This is a genomic window from Halomonas sp. Bachu 37, from assembly GCF_039691755.1.
In the GTDB taxonomy this organism is placed as follows: Bacteria; Pseudomonadota; Gammaproteobacteria; order Pseudomonadales; family Halomonadaceae; genus Vreelandella; species Vreelandella kashgarensis.
Map to the genome: position 1 here is coordinate 532082 of NZ_CP137552.1, position 16736 is coordinate 548817.

At 60.6% G+C, this 16736-nt stretch carries 14 protein-coding genes; 5 read left to right on the forward strand and 9 right to left on the reverse strand.

What is annotated here, in order from left to right:
- Nucleotides 1-229 precede the first annotated feature (229 nt).
- The gene (gene mscK, locus R5M92_RS02355; RefSeq protein ID WP_417339046.1) at nucleotides 230-3499 is read left to right on the forward strand and encodes a mechanosensitive channel MscK; all 3270 of its coding nucleotides are present in this window, start codon (nucleotides 230-232) and stop codon (nucleotides 3497-3499) included.
- 1 nt (nucleotide 3500) lies between these two features.
- Here the strand turns inward: mscK and R5M92_RS02360 are convergent, their stop codons facing one another.
- The 3 genes from R5M92_RS02360 to R5M92_RS02370 all read right to left on the reverse strand — a co-directional run bounded on the left by R5M92_RS02360 (nucleotide 3501) and on the right by R5M92_RS02370 (nucleotide 7663).
- Nucleotides 3501-4256, reverse strand: coding sequence for a TlyA family RNA methyltransferase (locus R5M92_RS02360; RefSeq protein WP_346797558.1), 756 nt, complete (start codon nucleotides 4254-4256; stop codon nucleotides 3501-3503).
- Between the two features lie 118 nt (nucleotides 4257-4374).
- Complete coding sequence (locus tag R5M92_RS02365; protein WP_346797560.1) at nucleotides 4375-6408, reverse strand: hypothetical protein; 2034 nt, start codon at nucleotides 6406-6408, stop codon at nucleotides 4375-4377.
- A 31-nt stretch (nucleotides 6409-6439) separates the two neighbouring features.
- A complete protein-coding gene (locus R5M92_RS02370; protein WP_346797562.1) occupies nucleotides 6440-7663 on the reverse strand; it encodes a carboxylate--amine ligase in 1224 nt (407 codons plus the stop codon).
- 201 nt (nucleotides 7664-7864) lie between these two features.
- Here R5M92_RS02370 and R5M92_RS02375 point away from each other — a divergent pair, with 201 nt between their 5' ends.
- The 3 genes from R5M92_RS02375 to R5M92_RS02385 all read left to right on the forward strand — a co-directional run bounded on the left by R5M92_RS02375 (nucleotide 7865) and on the right by R5M92_RS02385 (nucleotide 9586).
- Nucleotides 7865-8194: a DUF1820 family protein gene (locus R5M92_RS02375; protein ID WP_346797564.1), complete on the forward strand. Its 330-nt coding sequence runs from the start codon at nucleotides 7865-7867 to the stop codon at nucleotides 8192-8194.
- Nucleotides 8195-8272: 78 nt separating this feature from the next.
- Nucleotides 8273-8905 (forward strand): TIGR04211 family SH3 domain-containing protein, encoded by a 633-nt coding sequence (locus R5M92_RS02380; RefSeq protein ID WP_346797566.1) that lies wholly within the window; start codon nucleotides 8273-8275, stop codon nucleotides 8903-8905.
- A gap of 48 nt (nucleotides 8906-8953) precedes the next feature.
- On the forward strand, nucleotides 8954-9586 hold the full coding sequence (locus tag R5M92_RS02385) for a thiopurine S-methyltransferase (RefSeq protein WP_346797568.1): 633 nt from the start codon (nucleotides 8954-8956) through the stop codon (nucleotides 9584-9586).
- A 99-nt stretch (nucleotides 9587-9685) separates the two neighbouring features.
- Here the strand turns inward: R5M92_RS02385 and R5M92_RS02390 are convergent, their stop codons facing one another.
- The 5 genes from R5M92_RS02390 to cysP all read right to left on the reverse strand — a co-directional run bounded on the left by R5M92_RS02390 (nucleotide 9686) and on the right by cysP (nucleotide 14289).
- Complete coding sequence (locus R5M92_RS02390) at nucleotides 9686-10279, reverse strand: YajG family lipoprotein (protein ID WP_346797569.1); 594 nt, start codon at nucleotides 10277-10279, stop codon at nucleotides 9686-9688.
- Nucleotides 10280-10496: 217 nt separating this feature from the next.
- Entirely contained in the window at nucleotides 10497-11591 is a 1095-nt protein-coding gene (locus tag R5M92_RS02395; protein WP_346797571.1) for a sulfate/molybdate ABC transporter ATP-binding protein, read from the reverse strand.
- Nucleotides 11588-12415, reverse strand: a complete 828-nt coding sequence (cysW, locus tag R5M92_RS02400) for a sulfate ABC transporter permease subunit CysW (protein WP_346797572.1) — start codon at nucleotides 12413-12415, stop codon at nucleotides 11588-11590. Before cysW ends, R5M92_RS02395 begins: the two co-directional genes overlap by 4 nt.
- The gene (gene cysT, locus R5M92_RS02405; RefSeq protein ID WP_346797574.1) at nucleotides 12415-13269 is read right to left on the reverse strand and encodes a sulfate ABC transporter permease subunit CysT; all 855 of its coding nucleotides are present in this window, start codon (nucleotides 13267-13269) and stop codon (nucleotides 12415-12417) included. The genes cysW and cysT overlap by 1 nt, the downstream gene beginning before the upstream one ends.
- 9 nt (nucleotides 13270-13278) lie before the next feature.
- The gene (gene cysP, locus R5M92_RS02410) at nucleotides 13279-14289 is read right to left on the reverse strand and encodes a thiosulfate ABC transporter substrate-binding protein CysP (RefSeq protein ID WP_346797575.1); all 1011 of its coding nucleotides are present in this window, start codon (nucleotides 14287-14289) and stop codon (nucleotides 13279-13281) included.
- 234 nt (nucleotides 14290-14523) lie between these two features.
- Between cysP and rpe the strand changes: the two genes are divergently transcribed.
- Nucleotides 14524-15222 (forward strand): ribulose-phosphate 3-epimerase, encoded by a 699-nt coding sequence (rpe, locus tag R5M92_RS02415; RefSeq protein WP_346797577.1) that lies wholly within the window; start codon nucleotides 14524-14526, stop codon nucleotides 15220-15222.
- A gap of 64 nt (nucleotides 15223-15286) precedes the next feature.
- Here rpe and R5M92_RS02420 read toward each other — a convergent pair whose 3' ends face one another.
- Entirely contained in the window at nucleotides 15287-16585 is a 1299-nt protein-coding gene (locus R5M92_RS02420) for an NAD(P)/FAD-dependent oxidoreductase (protein WP_346797578.1), read from the reverse strand.
- Between the last annotated feature and the right edge of the window lie 151 nt (nucleotides 16586-16736).

A 16736-nucleotide genomic window follows, 5' to 3' on the forward strand; every position in this document is an offset into this window, starting at 1 on the left:
GGCACAAAGAGCGTTTCTATCACGTTGGGGACACAAGTCAACGTTGGCGATTGCCAATCGTGTGTCTCGAGCCGACAATGGCCCTTTTCGCCCTGCGGGGCTATTGCTGTGAGTCGAAAGCTTGAGCGTCGTGAAATCCTCTCCCCTCCCGTCGAGCCTGGTCTTCTGCCATCGGTGGCACAGGCCGGTTCAATATCTGGTTCTATCTCTATTCCTGCTGCTATTTCTGATGCTGGGTTTCACGACGGCGGTGCATGCTGTCGAAGGCGTACCCGAGCAGGAGGAAATCCAGCAACGGCTAGCCCAGTACGAGGCGACGGAAGGCGAGGCGGCTCCCACGGAGGAAGCGGAAGCGCTACAGGCCGCCCTGGACGCATATGAGCGCCTGGAGGCGGTCACGTCGCGGCTACGCACACTGGAGCAGCGAGTACAGCAAGCCCCCGACGAGCTGCTGCGGCTCGAACGCGAGCTTCGTGCCGAAGAGGAGTCGACCGAATCCCTTTCGGTAGCGAGCCTGGGTGAATTGGCGCTGGATGAGCTGGAGGGCCGGCAGAAAGAGGCGCTACGCGAACTGGAGCAGTTGCAGGATCGGGTAGCGGAGATCAATGCCCAGCTACTCGAAGCCCAGACCTTGCCCGAAAGAGCCCAGCAGGCGATCGGCGATGCCTTGCAGCGTGCCGACCGATTAAGGCGAGCCCTGGAGGAGCGCGAAACCCTGCTAAGCAACCGCCAGCTTGCGTTCAGCGACGATCCGCAGGTAATCCGGCTGCGCCTGGAACGGGCGGTGGCCGAACTGGAAATTCGTTATCACCAGCGTGAACTGAGCGCCCATAGCCGCTTACGCGAGCTGGCCCAGCAGCGGCAGGAGCTGCTGTCTCTGCAGATAGACCAGCAGGAGCGCCAGCTTACCTTGCTCGAGAGCGTGATCGACCGACAAAGACGGCTACTTTCGGAGCAGGCGATTGCCGACGCGGCACGCGACGATCCATTGATCGCTCAAGGGCATCCGGTGGTGGCGCGCGCCCAGCAGATCAATCAGAACCTGGGGCTGGAACTGCTGCGTGTTACCGACCGTTCCAATAGCCTGGCGCGGGAAAGTATCGATGTGCGCCGCCAGCTCGACCTGGTGAGACATCTCCAGCGCAGCTTGAATGTACAGATAGAGTCGATACGCGGCAGTCAGCTGCTGGCGCGTATCCTGCGCGAACAGCGCCAGGCCCTGCCCAACGTCTCATCCCGCCAGGATCTGCAGGAGGAGATCGCCGACCTGCGCTTGAAGCAGTTCGATCTGGGTCGTCAGCGTGACCAGCTGCGCCAGGGAGAGAAGCTTGCCACCCAGCGGCTGCAGGAAGCCGGTGTCGATGTCACGCCGGGGCTGGTCAATTCGCTCGAACGGCTGTACCAGTCGCGTCGCGAACTGGTCGAACAGCTCGAGCAGATCTACAGTGAACTGCTCAGTTCCGCGATCGAACTGCAGCTGAACCACCAGCAGTTGGTGGAAACGACGCGCGACTTGCGCGCCACGCTGGACGAGCAGCTGTTCTGGGCGGCCAATAGCCGGCCGCTGGATATCGCCTGGCTGCGCCAGCTCCCGACTTTCATTCGTGACGAATGGCGCGATGGCGAATGGCGGGAAGCTCTGCCCAACGCCTGGCAAATGCCGGGACTGGGGTTTCTGGCGGGGTTGCCACTGTGGCTTGCCAGCGCTCTGCTGATGCTTTTGCGCCGGCGTATCAAGTCGGTACTGGCCGTCATCCATTCGCAGATAGGTCGCCTGAAGAGCGATACGCAGCTGCATACCCCCAAAGCGGTATTTTTCAATGCAATGCTGGCGCTGTCGGGACCCCTGGCCCTGGCGGGTGTGGGGGTCGGCTTGCACATGGACAATCAGGCGCTGAGCCTGGTTCTCGCCCCGGCATTGCTGCAATTGGCGTTGAGCTGGGCGGTGATCGCCTGGGCACGCCGTTTGCTGGTTCCCGATGGGGTAGCGGAAAGGCATTTCAACTGGCCTGTCCGTTATAACCTGCAACTGCGCCGGTTGTTGGGCGGCTTGGGCCTGGCCCTGGTGCCGGTACTGTCGATTGCAGCGCTCAGCGGCGATCTTAGCATCGCACTCGCGCAGCGCCCCATCGCCCTGGGCCTGTTCGCGTTGGGACTGGTGGCGATGAGCGTGATCATCACCCGCTTGATCCTGGCACACATGCCCTTTTTCGGCGTACATCTTTTCCGCTTGTGCCTGGGGCTGGGCCTGGCTCTGGTGCCCCTGTTTCTGTTGCTGCTGGTGGTGGTGGGTTACGAGTACACGGCGCTGCAGCTGGTAGGACGTTTCGCCATCACGCTTTACCTGCTGGGCATGTGGGTGGTGGTGGAGGCCACGGTGGTGCGTAGCCTGGCGGTAGCGGCGCGTCGCCTGGCTTATCGTCGGGCCCTGGCCCGGCGTCATGCCCAGGTTCAGGAGGGTGCCGAGGGAGGGCTCGAAGTGGTGGAAGAGCCGCCGCTGGACATGGAAAAGATCAACCTGCAATCGCTGCGGTTGTCCAAGTTGATTCTTCTGATCGGCTTTGCGGCGCTGTTGTACCTGGTCTGGGCGGACCTGCTCAATGTGCTCGGCTATCTCGACCGGGTGGCCCTGTGGGACAGCGGTGACGAGGAGCTGGGAGACACGCTGTCGCTTTCGGATTTCTTTACCGCCTTGCTGGTAGTCAGCCTGACCTTCTTCATGGCGCGCAACTTGCCGGGCTTGCTGGAAGTGATGGTATTGTCGCGGCTGACGCTCAAGCAGGGCAGCGCCTATGCCATGACATCGCTGCTTTCCTACACCATCGTGGGAAGCGGCATCGTGATTGCCCTGGCGACGCTGGGCGTATCGTGGGACAAGCTGCAATGGCTGGTGGCGGCGCTCAGCGTGGGGCTGGGCTTTGGCTTGCAGGAGATTTTCGCCAACTTCATTTCCGGGCTTATCATCCTCTTCGAACGTCCGATTCGGATCGGCGACACCATTACCCTGGGCAACCTGCATGGCACGGTTAGCCGTATTCGCATCCGCGCCACCACGGTGACCGATTTCGATCGCAAGGAGATCATCATCCCCAACAAGACGTTCGTGACCGATCAGTTGATCAACTGGTCGTTGTCGGACAACGTCACTCGGGTGGTGCTGACCTACGGCGTGGCGCACGGCTCCGACTTGCCGCTGATACACCAGTTGCTACGGCGTGCGGCGGACGACAATCTCCGGGTACTCGTCGATCCGGAGCCACAGGTGTTCTGCATGAGTTATGGCCCGCACAGCCTCAATTTCGAGTTGCGTATTTTCGTCGACGATCTGCTGGATCGCCTCTATGCCGCCGACGAGATCAACTGCCGGGTGGACGCACTGTTCCGGGAGCATGGCATCAAGGTGGCGTTCGAACAGCTGGATGTGTGGCTGCATGGCGAGGGCAGCGACGCGGTCAAGGTGCTGAGCCGCAAGCCGCAAGCTGCAAGACGGGAGGCGTGAGTCAGCGGCGTCGTCCCAGAAGCAGGAATTCGCGGTTGCCGTCGCCTCCGGTGATCGGGCTCTCCTGCCAGTGTTCGACGCTGAAACCGTGGGTGTCGCAGCACTGGCGAATCCGGGCTTCCACGTCTGTGTAGCGGCCGGGGTCGCGAACCACTCCACGGGCATCCACCGCGTCGGGTCCCAGCTCGAACTGGGGCTTGACCAGGGAGATCAACTGCCCACCCGCAGGCAACAGCGCCGCGATTTCGGGTACGATCAGCGTTTGCGATATGAACGAGACATCCATTACCGCAGTGGTGGCGGGGTAGGCGGCGAGTGCGGCAAGGACCTCCTCGGATTGACTCATGTGGCGCGCATTGATCCCTTCGAGACAGTTCACGCGCGGATCTTGGCGCAGGGACGCGTCCAACTGGCCATGGCCGACCTCGACACCCACCACATGCCGGGCGCCATAAGCGAGGGCGCAGTCGGTAAACCCGCCCGTCGATTGGCCCACATCCAGCACCGTGACGTTCTCAAGCGATAATCCCAGCGTTTCGAGCACGGCTTCGAGCTTCAAGCCGCCGCGTGAGACGTAGCGCTCTTCCGGGTCTTCGCCGACCGCTAGAACAGTGGTCTCGGCAAGCTTTTCGCCCGGCTTGGTCAACAGGCGACCACTCTCCGCTAGCGCCACCTTGCCATTGCGAATCAGGCGTTGGGCGCGGGTGCGCGAGCGGGCTAGGCCCAGGGTTACCAGCAGTTGGTCGAGTCGAGGCATGAAGACGTTCGCAAGCAATCGGAAGGGGAGCGCGATTATAACGGCTGCCAGCACCGGGGACGAGGCAGCTATGTCGATGAGATAGGAAAAGGCCGGGCTATCAGCCCGGCCTTGTGGGTCATGCCTGGGTATGGGACCCATCGTCGGCCTGAAGTTCGGTAGGGGGAATGCGAGCGGCCCCCCAGCTGCGCATCAAATATCCTTTCACACTTTCCAGCTCGTCCTGGCTGACCTTGGCCAGCTCGCCCCGCTCGAGAGGATCGTAGTGATAGATGTACAGGCGTGAAGCGAACTGCTCGAAAGGCAGGGACGCCTCGCCGAAGCGCTCGCCATAGCCGGCGGTACTGACCTTGACGTTATCCCCCCAATCCTGGCCACTGTCGTTGTTCGGGTTGTAGAAATAGACCCGCATGTCTTCGTCGGGATCGAGGGTGATGCGAAGGATGGTAATCGCATGCCAGCCGATGAAGCGTGCCGCGCTATCGGTAATGGCGATACCCGCCGGTTGCGGATGGATCAAGGGCTGGTTGCCGTTGTAGAACGGATGATAGCTGGCGTAGAAGTGACGCAGGAAGTCGTCCACATCGCACAACTGCCCGGTGGCGACATCGACATTGATACGAAAACCGCGACCGGACCACCAGCCATGGAACTCGGGATTCACCCAGCGGTGGGGGTCGCCCTCACGGTCGATGCACTGCCTGCCCATTTCCGCGTAGATACGGTCCAGGTGCGGCACGACCAGCAACGAGACAGGATCGAGATCCATGGGCAGTTCCGTGGCGACACCCGACAGGCTCTCCATGGATGAGATCGGCCGGCCTTCGAAATGCATGATGATTTCATCGTCACGCGCCGCCCAGGCCACCATCTGCAACAGATAGTCTGGATCGTTGTAGGCCCACATCGAGAGCGCCCGCGCCGATTGGCATGTCGGGTTGTTGCCCTGGCCGACGCCCAAGGGGAGGCCTAGCATGCACAGCACGCCTTCGAGCAGTCGAGCGCGGGGAGACGCGTATTCGCCGTAAGCGAGGGTCAGCCGTGCTTCGGACCACTCGCTAAGTTGCAGACCCAGCTGACGCCACATGGCCGGCGCGACGGGCGGCTGGTAGAGAATGCCGCGTTCCAGCATCAAGGCCAGGCCGTACACGGCCTGGGGCGTAGCAGGGTAGACCGCTCCGCGAATCAAGGCGTGAACCAGGTCGTGGTAGCACATTAGGCAGTCGCGACCGGTGGAGGAGAGGCCCATCGCTTCGGCGAGTAGATGGTCGCCCTCTTCCAGCAGGTAGCGCAGCAGCACGGTATGGTAGGGCGAGACCAGCCCGGTATCGTGCATGGCCCGGGCGAAGCCCGTCGCTTCGGCCTGGAGTGCCGTCTGGTCCATGCGCTCCAGACGGTCGCGATAGACGTCCACACCAGGATCTTCGCGACAGGCCTGGGTGGGCCCGAATAGCGAACTGACCAGGCGATCGGCGCCCTGACCGCTGGCGCCCAGGTCGATGTTGGGATTGATCTGGCACAAGGCGATCTGGGTAATCATCTGCTTGATCGAGTCCACCTGGATCGGGCGTTGCTTGAGGATTCGCCAGATCTCATCGATCAATTGATCGATGATGTGCTCGTAGCCGATGCGTTGCGCCAAGTGCTGGAACAACTGGCGCGGAAGGTCGGCCAGGCGCCCCTGGGTTTCCCGTTCGGCTTCGCTTGGCGCATTGAATAAAAGCCCCAGATTGATGGCCATCACCTGGGTCAGGTAATGGTGCGCTTGCTCTGCGGATATCTGGGAGTGGAGGTAGTCTCCCTTGGCCACGGCGAGCAGGCGCAGCTCGCTAATTGCCTCGATCACTACGACATTGGCGTCGCCGCTCTTCAAGGAGTGGGAAGTGAGTGAAGGTACCAGGTATTGTGGCGTTTCCCAGTCCGAGCCGGCAAACAGGCCCGCTTCCTCGAGGACCTGGGCACGCGCTTCCACTGCGGTACAGCCACCTTCCTGCAACAGTACGCGTCGTGCGGTATCCAGGACGCGTGGAAGTTTGCCCGGCTTGGAAAACTCCGGCGCCTGCGTAAGCAGGCGCACAGCGTCGTCCAGTTTGATCAACAGCTCGTTCAGCTTGGGATTATCCGACGGCTGCGATGAAGTATGGGTCGTCACAAAGACTCCTTATCCCTGCATGCAGACGGGATTATACATAGAAGTCGAGGTCTTCCTGGCGTTTAAGTAGATCTCGAATGGTATGGGCGTCCTCTCCCTTGAAGTAGATCAGGCCCCAGTGGGTGCCGAAAGCGGTACGCTTGGTAACGGTCTCTTCCATGGGGGCGGTCAATTCGTGCGACTCGAAATAGGGGTGATCTTCGGTCTCCTCGGGAATTTCCAGGCGGCTGACGACGCGGCGGCGGGGATAAACGCCGAAGCAGCCGGCGAAGCCGTCGGCATCGACCACTTCCTTGGGGAAGAAGTCGGCGACTTCCTCGGGGGTGCTGTGCGGGTCGAACACCAGCATGCTGGCCTGGTAGGCGTTGAAACCGTAGACCCGTTCGAGCAGTTCGAAGACCTTGAAGCCCGGCGGACGGTAGGCCACTTCGCCGAAGTACATCTCGCCGTCACTGGTGACGAAGTACTCTGGGTGAATCAAGCCGAAGTCGATATCGAATGTCTTGATCAGCTTTTCGATCTGTGCGGTGATCTGGGGACGGTATTTCTCCAGCTCAGGCGAGGCCGGCACGAACACCGAGTAGCCCAAGGTCACGTACTCGGAGATATTCAAGAAGGCGATCTTGCCGTTATGGATCCACGCTTCCACGGCGAATTCCCAGCCGTCGAGGTGGGATTCCATCAATACCGGGAACTCCTCGTCCGGAATGGTATCTACTTCATCCGGAGTACGAATGACCCGGTGGCCGAGACAGCCGGCCTTGTCGAAGGCCTTGAGATGGATAGGGTCGTTGGGATCGCCGTCCAGCTTGAGCAGCGTCTGGTTGACGCGTTTGAGAAAGCGGACCACGTCTTCCTTGTCGTGAGCTTCCTCGAATATGCCTACGCGAATGCCTCCGAGCTGGGCGCGCCGCTTCATCAGTGCCTTGTCCCGCAGCAACAGCGACTGACCATAGAGACGCGGGTTATCCAGCAGGACGGAATTGATGGCGCCGGCCCACTCCACAGTCTCCTCGAACAGGGGAATGGCGACATTGACGCCTTTCTCCTTCAATGTTTCGGCGATTTCCATCGAACGATCATTGAGACGCTCGAAATTCCAGGGTACGTAGGGAATGTCGTGTTTTTGGCAATATTCCTCGGCCCAGTCCGGAGCCACAACGATATAGCGGCGATCGAAATTCTCCGCCGCCTCAATGGCGTTCAGGCTCCAGCCAAGCAAAGCGATATAACCTTTGTTGGGATCCTTTTGCATGGTGTTGACTCCAGGTCGATGGGGGTGCCTCTTGGTAAAAGCATCAAGCGGTCCCCTTCACCTTAGACGACAGTAGCGCTCTAGGGCCATGTTGAAAGATGGAAACATGCCAATGTCGCTGCCGGCAGCAGAGCAGAATAGGCGAATGTGATAATCTAGCCGGATTCAATTTTTTCATGGCGGCAAGAGGAACGGGCCAAGATGGCGGCCAAGCCGATCTATCGTGTAGTGGTTCACCAACAGGGTGAAATCTGGGATTTATATGTCAAAGAGATATTTCAAAGCGAACTCTGGGGGTTTATTGAAGTCGAGGAGTTTGTCTTTGGCGATACCTCGCGCATGGTAGTGGATCCTGCAACGGAAAAACTCCAGCGAACGTTCGAGGGGGTCAAGCGCAGTTATCTTCCCCTGAACGCGATCGTGCGTATCGACGAAGTCGAGCGCGAAGGGCCGCTGCGAGCGGTCAAGAGCGATGCCCGAGTGACGGAGTTCCCCCGTCCGTTCACGCTTCCTCCACGCGGCGATGGCTGAGTGGAGCCCGGCGCCGGCTGCATGGCTCATCCCGGCGTCGGCGAACGGCCAAAGCGCCTTTAACCAGGACAAGATGTAATGCGAGTAAAAGTTACCAATCCCCGTTTCAATGCGTTGTTGGCCGCTCTGTTGCTGAGTGCCGCCAGTGGCGCTAGTCAAGCCCAAACCGGCGATGCCTGGGTAAGCGATGAGTTGACTACCTATGTCCGTAGCGGACCGACCGATGGCTATCGCATCATCGGAACGCTTTCCGCCGGCGAGCAGGTCCAGATACTGGAAAACAGCGGCGATTACAGTCGGGTGCGTAATAACGACGGTGAAGTCGTCTGGGTATTGAGCAGTGAACTCCAGCAGACGCCCAGCGCCCGGGAGCAGCTTCCCGAGCTTGAAGAGCAGGTCGAATCCCTGTCGACGGAGCTGGAAGGGATCAACGATGAGTGGGAGCAGCGAGTCGAGGACATGTCCCAGTCGTTGGACACTCGCCAGCAGCGTATCGATGCTCTGGAGAGCAGCAACCAAGAACTCGCCAGTGAGGCCGAGCAGTCGCGACAGCGCATTCGTGAGCTGCAGGCGCGCCTGGAAACCCAGGAAGAAGACCTGCTGTTGCGTTATTTCATGTATGGCGGCGGGGTTGCCGGCGCCGGCTTGCTGGTGGGATTGATCATTCCTCACTTGCCGCGGCGGCGCAAAAAACGCGACCGCTGGTTCTGAGATGACGTTTTCCGATGTAAATCGATTGTCAAAGCAAGCGAGAGAGGCATGAGCGAAGATTGGTTGGCACGCTGGAGGGAAGGGCGAATCGGCTTTCATCGCAGCGAGCCGCATCCAGCATTGACGCATCACTGGCCTCGCCTCGGGGTTCCGGCGGGCACCAAGGTGTTGGTTCCGCTTTGCGGAAAAAGCGTGGATATGCGCTGGCTGGCGCAGCACGACTATCCGGTGCTGGGCATCGAGGTGGCGGCGGAGGCCATCGAGCAGTTTCTCGAGCAGAGCCCGGCGGAGGTATCGCGTTACCACAAGGCCGGATTCGAGATAAGCCGGCAGGGCAGCGTCGAACTCTGGTGCGGTGATTTCTTTCACTTGCATATCGACCAGGCAGCGGAAATCGGCGCGTTCTACGATCGCGCTTCACTGATCGCCCTGCCTCCCGCCACACGTCATCGTTATGCCTTTCATCTGGCGCAGCTGATACCGCCGGGAGCGAAGGGGCTGCTGGTCAGCATCACCCACGACGAATCATGGGAAGGACCGCCGTACAGCGTTCCCGCCGAGGAAATTCGAACGCTTTTCGAACCCAATTTTCGCCTGGTTCACCTGGAGGACAATCCCGAGCAAGAGGATTCCAAGCGTGAATCGGTTTGGGAACTCGAACGGCGCGGCCCGCACGGATAGTTCCTCCAACCCAATGAGCATTTCGCCCCTGATCCAGAAACCGGTCCAGGGGCGAAATGTGGCACGAACTTGCGACTAATCGACAACCGATTGGAACATTCAGCGGGCCAGCAGGTTGGCCAATTCGGGGTCGCTGAAGGCTCGGTTGAGCGCATCGCTGAGCAAGTCGTTCAGCATCCGGGTATTGGCGTCGCGATCGGGCTTCAACGCATAGCCCTGGGTACGGCGGGACGTATAGGTACCGGTGTAGGTAGTGCCCTGGTTCTTGGCCTCGGCACGAAACACCGCTTCTAGACGCGCCTCATCCACCAGCGGCTGGCCGCTGTCACCCTTGCGATAGGCCAGGCTTTCCAGTACCAGCGTCAAGGAGGGGCGGCCTGCGGCCGGTTCGGTAGTAGGGGAGAAGCCCATGTCGCGTACCGCGCGCTGCGCCTGTTCTTGCAACCGTGGAATCAGCTCATGGCTATGGACGATGATCTGCGAGGTCGCCATGGATTGTCCGCTGCGGCTGCCGATCACTTCCGTGGCACGTCCATCCTGAGCGATCACGGTGACTTGCTGGCCCTGGCCCGCCTGGGGAACCGCGGCGCTGCGTTGAGGATTGAGCTGCAGGTAATGGGGGCTGGCGCAACCGGCGAGCCACGCACTGGCAAGCAGGATACCTGACATTTTTAAAAACTGGCGCCGAAGCATGATCTTCCTCCGCTATGGCAAAACACCAGTATAACCCGTGTGTTGCGCCGGCGGTACGCGCAGGTGATGAGCTTTGCTACGGGTTTGACGACTCGATTCGCTATTGGCAACGAGCTGGCGTTCAGGCGGGTGAGCTTCCGAGTTGGCACGAACAAACACTATCGTTAGTTAGCCGCCCCGATTGGGTCGGCTAACGCTGCTGTGCCGGGAAACCGGTTTATGCGACGCGGCTCTGCTCCGCCGCGTTCGACTCCGCTTCGGGGAAGCGCCGCCAGTGGCGTGGATGGGCGAACAAGCGTTGGCCACGACTTAGCGACAGATGCTCAAAGTCGGTGTGGCGTACGGTGGCAAGCCAGGGTTGGGCTAGCCAGTCAGCCTCCAGCTCCACACGTACCTCGGCCCCCACCGGGGAAATTGCCGTGATCATTACCGGCAGATGGCTCTCGGAGGTAGGCTGCTCGGTCAGGCGCACTTCATGGGGGCGTAGCAAGAGCTCTACATGTCCATCGGGCAGATCGACGTGCCAGTACGCGTCGCCGCAGGTCAGGACGCCGTTCGTCACTTTCCCTTCCAGGTGATTCACATCGCCTAAAAACTCGAACACAAAGCGATTTTTCGGCGTGCGGTAGAGTAACTCGGGAGTGTCGATCTGTTCGATCCGGCCGTTGCTCATGACCACGACCCGATCTGAAAGCTCCAAGGCCTCTTCCTGGTCGTGGGTGACGAAGACACTGGTGAAGTCGAGCTCGTCGTGAAGATGCCGCAGCCAGCGGCGCAGGTCCTGGCGAACCTTGGCGTCGAGGGCGCCGAAGGGTTCGTCGAGAAGCAATACGTCGGGCTTTACCGCCAGGGCGCGGGCCAGCGAAACGCGCTGCTGCTGGCCACCGGAGAGCTGTGCGGGGTAACGCTTGGCGAATTGCTCCAGCTTGACCATTTCCAGCAGGCGGTGGACGCGGGCACGAATTTCACCGCTGCTCGGACGCTGCTTGCGCGGCATTACGCTCAAGCCGAACGCCACGTTGTCGTAGACGCTCATGTGGCGAAACAGGGCGTAGTGCTGGAACACGAAGCCGATTCGCCGGTCGCGCACGTGGACATGGGTGACGTCGCGGTCGCCGAAGAGGATTCTGCCCGGGGAAGGCTGGGTGTCAGCGGTTTCCAGTCCGGCCATGATGCGCAGCAGGGTGGTCTTTCCCGACCCGGACGGGCCGAGCAGTCCGACCAGTTCGCCCTCCTGGATATCCAGGCTGATCGGTTCCAGCGCCCGGGTCTTGCCAAAGTGCTTGGCAACATTATGAAGCTGGATACTCATGGAAATTCCTCCCGGCGCGTAGCGCGCCATTCCAGTCCGGCCTTGGCCACCAGGGTCAGTAGTGCAATCAAGGCGAGTAGCGCTGCACTGGCAAAGGCGCCAACGGTGTTGTAGTCCTGATAGAGCTGTTCCAGATGCAGGGGCAGGGTATTGGTATGCCCGCGTATCGCCCCTGAAACCACCGATACCGCACCGAATTCACCCACCGCCCTGGCGTTGGTCAGAATGACACCGTACAGCAGCGCCCAGCGAATATTGGGCAGCGTGACCCGACGAAACGTGGTCCAGCCCGAGGCGCCCAGGGTGACGGCAGCCTCTTCCTCGCGCGACCCCTGGGCCTGCATCAACGGGATCAACTCCCGGGCAACGAACGGACAGGTGACGAAAATGGTCACCATCAAGATGCCGGGCCAGGCGAACATCAGCTGGATGTCATGACTGTCCAGCCAGGTGCCGATCCAGCCGTTGCGCCCGTACAGCAGCAAGTAGATCAACCCCGCCACCACCGGCGATACGGCGAAGGGAATATCGATCAAGGTCTGCAGGATGCGCCGTCCCGGGAAACTGAAGCGGGTCACCAGCCAGGCCAAGGCCACCCCGAACACCAGGCAGACGGGGATCGTCATCAGCGCGATCATCAGCGTCAAGCCGATGGCGGCCAATGTGTATTCGTTGCTTACGTTCTGCCAGAAGATGGCGACGCCCTGGGCGAAGGCCTGGGCGAAAATCGCCACCAGCGGCAGCAGCAAAAACAATGCCGATAGCGCGACAGCGGCGATGATAGCAATACGCCGGATATGCGGCGCGTCTCCGATACGTCTCATCAGCCCTTGCCTCCGTGCAGCCGACGGATAAAACGCCCCTGCCAGATATTGATGGCCAGCAGCAAGGCCAGGGAAACGAACAGCACCACCGAGGCGATTGCCGACGCACCGGCGTAGTCGTACTCCTGCAGCTTGACGAAAATCATCAGCGCGGTGATCTCCGTTTCGTAGGGCATGTTGCCGGCAATGAAGATGATCGCCCCGAACTCCCCCAGCGAGCGCACAAACGCCAGCCCCGTGCCGGTCACCAGGGCCGGCCACAGGTGCGGCAGGATGACCCGACGAAAGGCGACGCCGTCGGTTGCGCCCAGCGACATGGCGGCCTCGTCCACTTCATGGGGCATGTCTTCGAGGACCGGCTGCACCGTACGCACCACGAACGGAATACTGGTGAAGGCCATGGCCAGCGCGATACCCACCCAAGTGTAGGCGACCTGGAACCCCAGGGGTTCCAGCAGGCGCCCCATCCAGCCATTGCTGGAATAGAGCGTGGCCAGGGTGATGCCGGCCACCGCCGTGGGCAGGGCGAAGGGCAGATCCATCAACGCATCGAGAAGGCGCTTGCCGGGAAAGGTGTACCGCACCAGTACCCACGCCAGCAGCAAGCCGAACACGGCGTTGACGAGTGCTGCCACCGCCGCTGCGCCAATGGTCACCATATAGCTGGCCACGACCCGGCCTTCGGTGATGATGGTGAAGTATTGCGCCAGGCTTAGATCGGCCAACTGGCCGAACAGGCCGGTCAGAGGCAGCAGCAGCACCAGCGAGATGAACGTCAGGCTGATACCCAGAGACAGGCCGAACCCCGGCAGCACGCGCGTGCTGCCGAGGCGGGAGAAAGCCGAAGTCCTCATGAGTGGCTCTTAACGACGCTGGAGCTGATCGAGCAGGGCGCCGCCTTCGAAGTGGGTCTCCATCGCTTCATTCCAGCTACCGAAGACGTCTTCCACGCGCAGCAGCTTGGTTTCGGGGAAGCGGTCGGAGAATTCCTCGACGACGGTTTCATTATGCACGCGGTAGTTGAAGCCGGCGAGCAAGCGCTGGGTTTCCTCGGTGTAGAGGTACTCCAGGTAGCTCTGGGCCAGGTCCTCGTTACCGTTACGCTCGGCATTGGGACCCACCACGGCAACCGGGAACTCGGCCAGAATACTGGTGGGCGGCACGATGACTTCGTAGTCGTCGGAACCGTACTCGCCACGAATGTTGTTGACCTCGGACTCGAAGCTGATCAGCACGTCGCCGATGCCGCGCTCGATGAAGCTCGTGGTAGCACCACGGCCGCCGGTATCGAATACCGACACGTTACGCAGGAAGGTGCGCATGAAGTCGTGAATCTGCTCTTCGTCGCCGTCGAACTCTTCCTCGGCGAAGCCCCACGCGGCCAGGTAAGTGTAGCGGCCGTTACCCGAGGTCTTGGGGTTGGGGAAGACCATCTTCACATCCTCGCGTACCAGGTCATCCCAGTTCTCGATATTCTTGGGATTGTCCTTGCGCACCAGGAACGCCGTGGTGGAGTAATAGGGCGAGGCGTTGTTGGCGAACTGATCCTGCCAGTCCTCGGCGACCAGGCCGCCATCCGCCAGCACCTGCACGTCGGTTACCTGATTGAAAGTAACGACATCGGCGCGCAAGCCCTGCAGGATGGCGCGGGCCTGGGCCGAGGAGCCGCCGTGGGACTGGCTGATCTCGATCTCTTCTCCGTGTTCTTCCTTCCAGTGCGCCTGGAATTCGGGGTTGATCGCGGCGAAGAGCTCGCGAGCGATATCGTAGGAGGAGTTGAGTAGCTCACGCTCCTGGGCGAAGGCGGTGCCGCTGACACCGGCACCCAGAGCAAGGGCGAGAACACTGCGGCGTAGGTACAGGGGAAACGTCATTGGAACCTCCAAAAAGACGACAAGGCACGATTGCCTGATGACTGCAGAGGTTAAACCTTGATTTGTGGAATTACAATCGCGTTTTATATTCTTTTTTGAAATATGAGTGTGCTCATCACCGCCTGCCGGTACGCCTGCGGAGCAGCCAACGCTCTGATAAAATGCCCGGTCATGGCGGTCACGTCGTAACACGACGTGCGATGCTTCCCTTCCTTATTACCTACTGGATGAACCATGAGTGCAGCGCCTCGCGATTTTCTGATAGCACCTTCGATACTTTCCGCGGATTTCGCCCGCCTGGGCGAGGAAGTGGATAACGTCCTGGCTTCCGGCGCCGATATCGTCCATTTCGATGTCATGGACAATCATTACGTGCCCAACCTGACCATCGGCCCGATGGTCTGCCAGGCGCTGCGCAAGCATGGCGTCGCCGCGCCCATCGACGTGCACTTGATGGTCAAGCCGGTGGACCGCTTGATCGATGACTTCATCGAAGCGGGCGCCACCTATATCACGTTCCATCCCGAGGCGTCGGAGCACATCGACCGCTCTCTGCAGCTGGTTCGCGATGGCGGTTGCCGCGCCGGACTGGTTTTCAATCCGGCCACGCCGCTGTCCTACCTGGATTACGTCATGGACAAGGTCGACATGATCCTGCTGATGAGCGTCAACCCGGGGTTCGGCGGGCAGAGCTTCATTCCCGCAACGCTGGACAAGGTGCGCGAAGTGCGCGCGCGAATCGATGCCAGCGGCCGCGATATCCGCCTCGAAGTGGATGGTGGGGTGAAGGTCGATAACATCGCCGAGATCGCCGCCGCCGGCGCGGATACCTTCGTCGCGGGCTCGGCAATCTTCAAGGCCCACTCGAGCGACGATGCCCACGGCTACGATACGGTCATCCAGCAGATGCGCGAGGCGCTGGCCCAGCGCTAACAGGAGCCGGGCCAGTTTCCGCAGAGGCTAACCTGCTTGGATAGACCAATCTGCTTGAATACACCTAGTGCAACTTCATGCGCGGCTTCAGGTAGCGGTTGAGCTTGTCCACCAGCCAGCCAAGCGCGGTCTTGAGGGGACCATGAATGGCGAGCTGATGCATGCGGTAGAGCGAGGCATAGCACTGCCTGGCCAGCCAGCCTTCGAGAAACAGGCCCCGCGAGGCGGAGGTGCGCATCAGGTTGCCCACCGCGTCGTAGCGCGCCAGGGAAACCAGCGAACCGTGGTCGCGATAGCGGAAGTCGGCCATGGGTTTGCCCGCCAGCAGTGCCGTCAGGTTCTTCGCCAAGTGCTTGGCCTGCTGGTGGGCGGCCTGCGCACGCGGCGGAACCGTGCTGTCTTCGCCCTGGGGGCAGCTGGCGCAGTCACCCAAGGCAAAGATGTGCGGGTCATCGATGCTCTGCAGGGTGGCGGCAACCTGAATCTGATTCTTTTTCGTGGTGGTCAGGCCCAGCTCCGCAAGAAACGGGGCTGCCTTGATACCTGCAGCCCACACGTTGAGATCGGTTTCGATCACTTCGTCGTCACCGGTGATCAGCTGGTTTGCCTTGGCTTCCTTGACTGCAGTGCCGGTATGTATCTTGACGCCTAGTTTTTCCAGTTCCTTCTGTACCGTCTGGCTGATTCGCTCGGAGAGGCCGGGCAGCAGGCGCGGGGCGGCTTCCAGCAAATGAACGTTTATCTGCTGGTGCTCCAGAGAGGTCACGCCGTAGGCATGCAGCATTCTCGAGGCATCGAACATTTCGGCGGCGAGTTCCACACCAGTGGCGCCACCGCCGACAATGCCGATGGTAAGTTCGGTATGCTGGCGTAGCGTTGGATCGGTATAGCGTAGAAAGGTGTTGATCATGTCGTGCTGAAACGATCTGGCCTGCTGCGGCGAATCGATGAAGTGGCAGTGCTCGGCGACACCGGTAGTGCCGAAATCATTGGAAACGCTGCCCAGCGCCATGACCAGATAGTCATAGGAGATTTCGCGAGCGGGCAGCACTTCGTCGCCGTCTTCGTCGGTGACGGGGGAGAGTTGCAGCGCCTGGCGCTCGCGATCCAGACCATAGAGCGAACCGCGCTGATAACGGTAGTAGTGAGCCGTTGAGTGACCACGATAGTCCACTTCATCCATGCTGGAGTTGAGTATCCCCGTGGCGAGCTCGTGCAGAAGGGGTTTCCACACATGAGTGGTATCGCGGTCGACCAGCGTGATCTCGGCTTGCCGCCGTTTGCCTAACGTGTGCCCTAAACGAGTAGCCAGTGCCAATCCACCCGCACCGCCACCGACAATCACTATCCTGGGTATGGCCATATAATGCTCCTTGGCTAAGTCAGCCACAGCATAGAAGTTTTCTTCGCCCCCTGCTTAATGCGAATACCGGCCCGAAGCAGGTAAGATACCTGGCTGGGAACTAGATGGTATCTAGAGCAACGGCACGGCCGTGTGCGGTCATGATTATCCA

Excerpts from the sequence above, each read along its gene's own strand:
- mscK (WP_417339046.1), top strand. The coding sequence starts at position 230 with ATGCTGGGTTTCACGACGGCGGTGCATGCTGTCGAAGGCGTACCCGAG.
- R5M92_RS02360 (WP_346797558.1), bottom strand. The coding sequence starts at position 4,256 with ATGCCTCGACTCGACCAACTGCTGGTAACCCTGGGCCTAGCCCGCTCG.
- R5M92_RS02370 (WP_346797562.1), bottom strand. The coding sequence starts at position 7,663 with ATGCAAAAGGATCCCAACAAAGGTTATATCGCTTTGCTTGGCTGGAGC.
- R5M92_RS02375 (WP_346797564.1), top strand. The coding sequence starts at position 7,865 with ATGGCGGCCAAGCCGATCTATCGTGTAGTGGTTCACCAACAGGGTGAA.
- R5M92_RS02380 (WP_346797566.1), top strand. The coding sequence starts at position 8,273 with ATGCGAGTAAAAGTTACCAATCCCCGTTTCAATGCGTTGTTGGCCGCT.
- R5M92_RS02385 (WP_346797568.1), top strand. The coding sequence starts at position 8,954 with ATGAGCGAAGATTGGTTGGCACGCTGGAGGGAAGGGCGAATCGGCTTT.
- R5M92_RS02390 (WP_346797569.1), bottom strand. The coding sequence starts at position 10,279 with ATGCTTCGGCGCCAGTTTTTAAAAATGTCAGGTATCCTGCTTGCCAGT.
- R5M92_RS02395 (WP_346797571.1), bottom strand. The coding sequence starts at position 11,591 with ATGAGTATCCAGCTTCATAATGTTGCCAAGCACTTTGGCAAGACCCGG.
- cysW (WP_346797572.1), bottom strand. The coding sequence starts at position 12,415 with ATGAGACGTATCGGAGACGCGCCGCATATCCGGCGTATTGCTATCATC.
- cysT (WP_346797574.1), bottom strand. The coding sequence starts at position 13,269 with ATGAGGACTTCGGCTTTCTCCCGCCTCGGCAGCACGCGCGTGCTGCCG.
- cysP (WP_346797575.1), bottom strand. The coding sequence starts at position 14,289 with ATGACGTTTCCCCTGTACCTACGCCGCAGTGTTCTCGCCCTTGCTCTG.
- rpe (WP_346797577.1), top strand. The coding sequence starts at position 14,524 with ATGAGTGCAGCGCCTCGCGATTTTCTGATAGCACCTTCGATACTTTCC.
- R5M92_RS02420 (WP_346797578.1), bottom strand. The coding sequence starts at position 16,585 with ATGGCCATACCCAGGATAGTGATTGTCGGTGGCGGTGCGGGTGGATTG.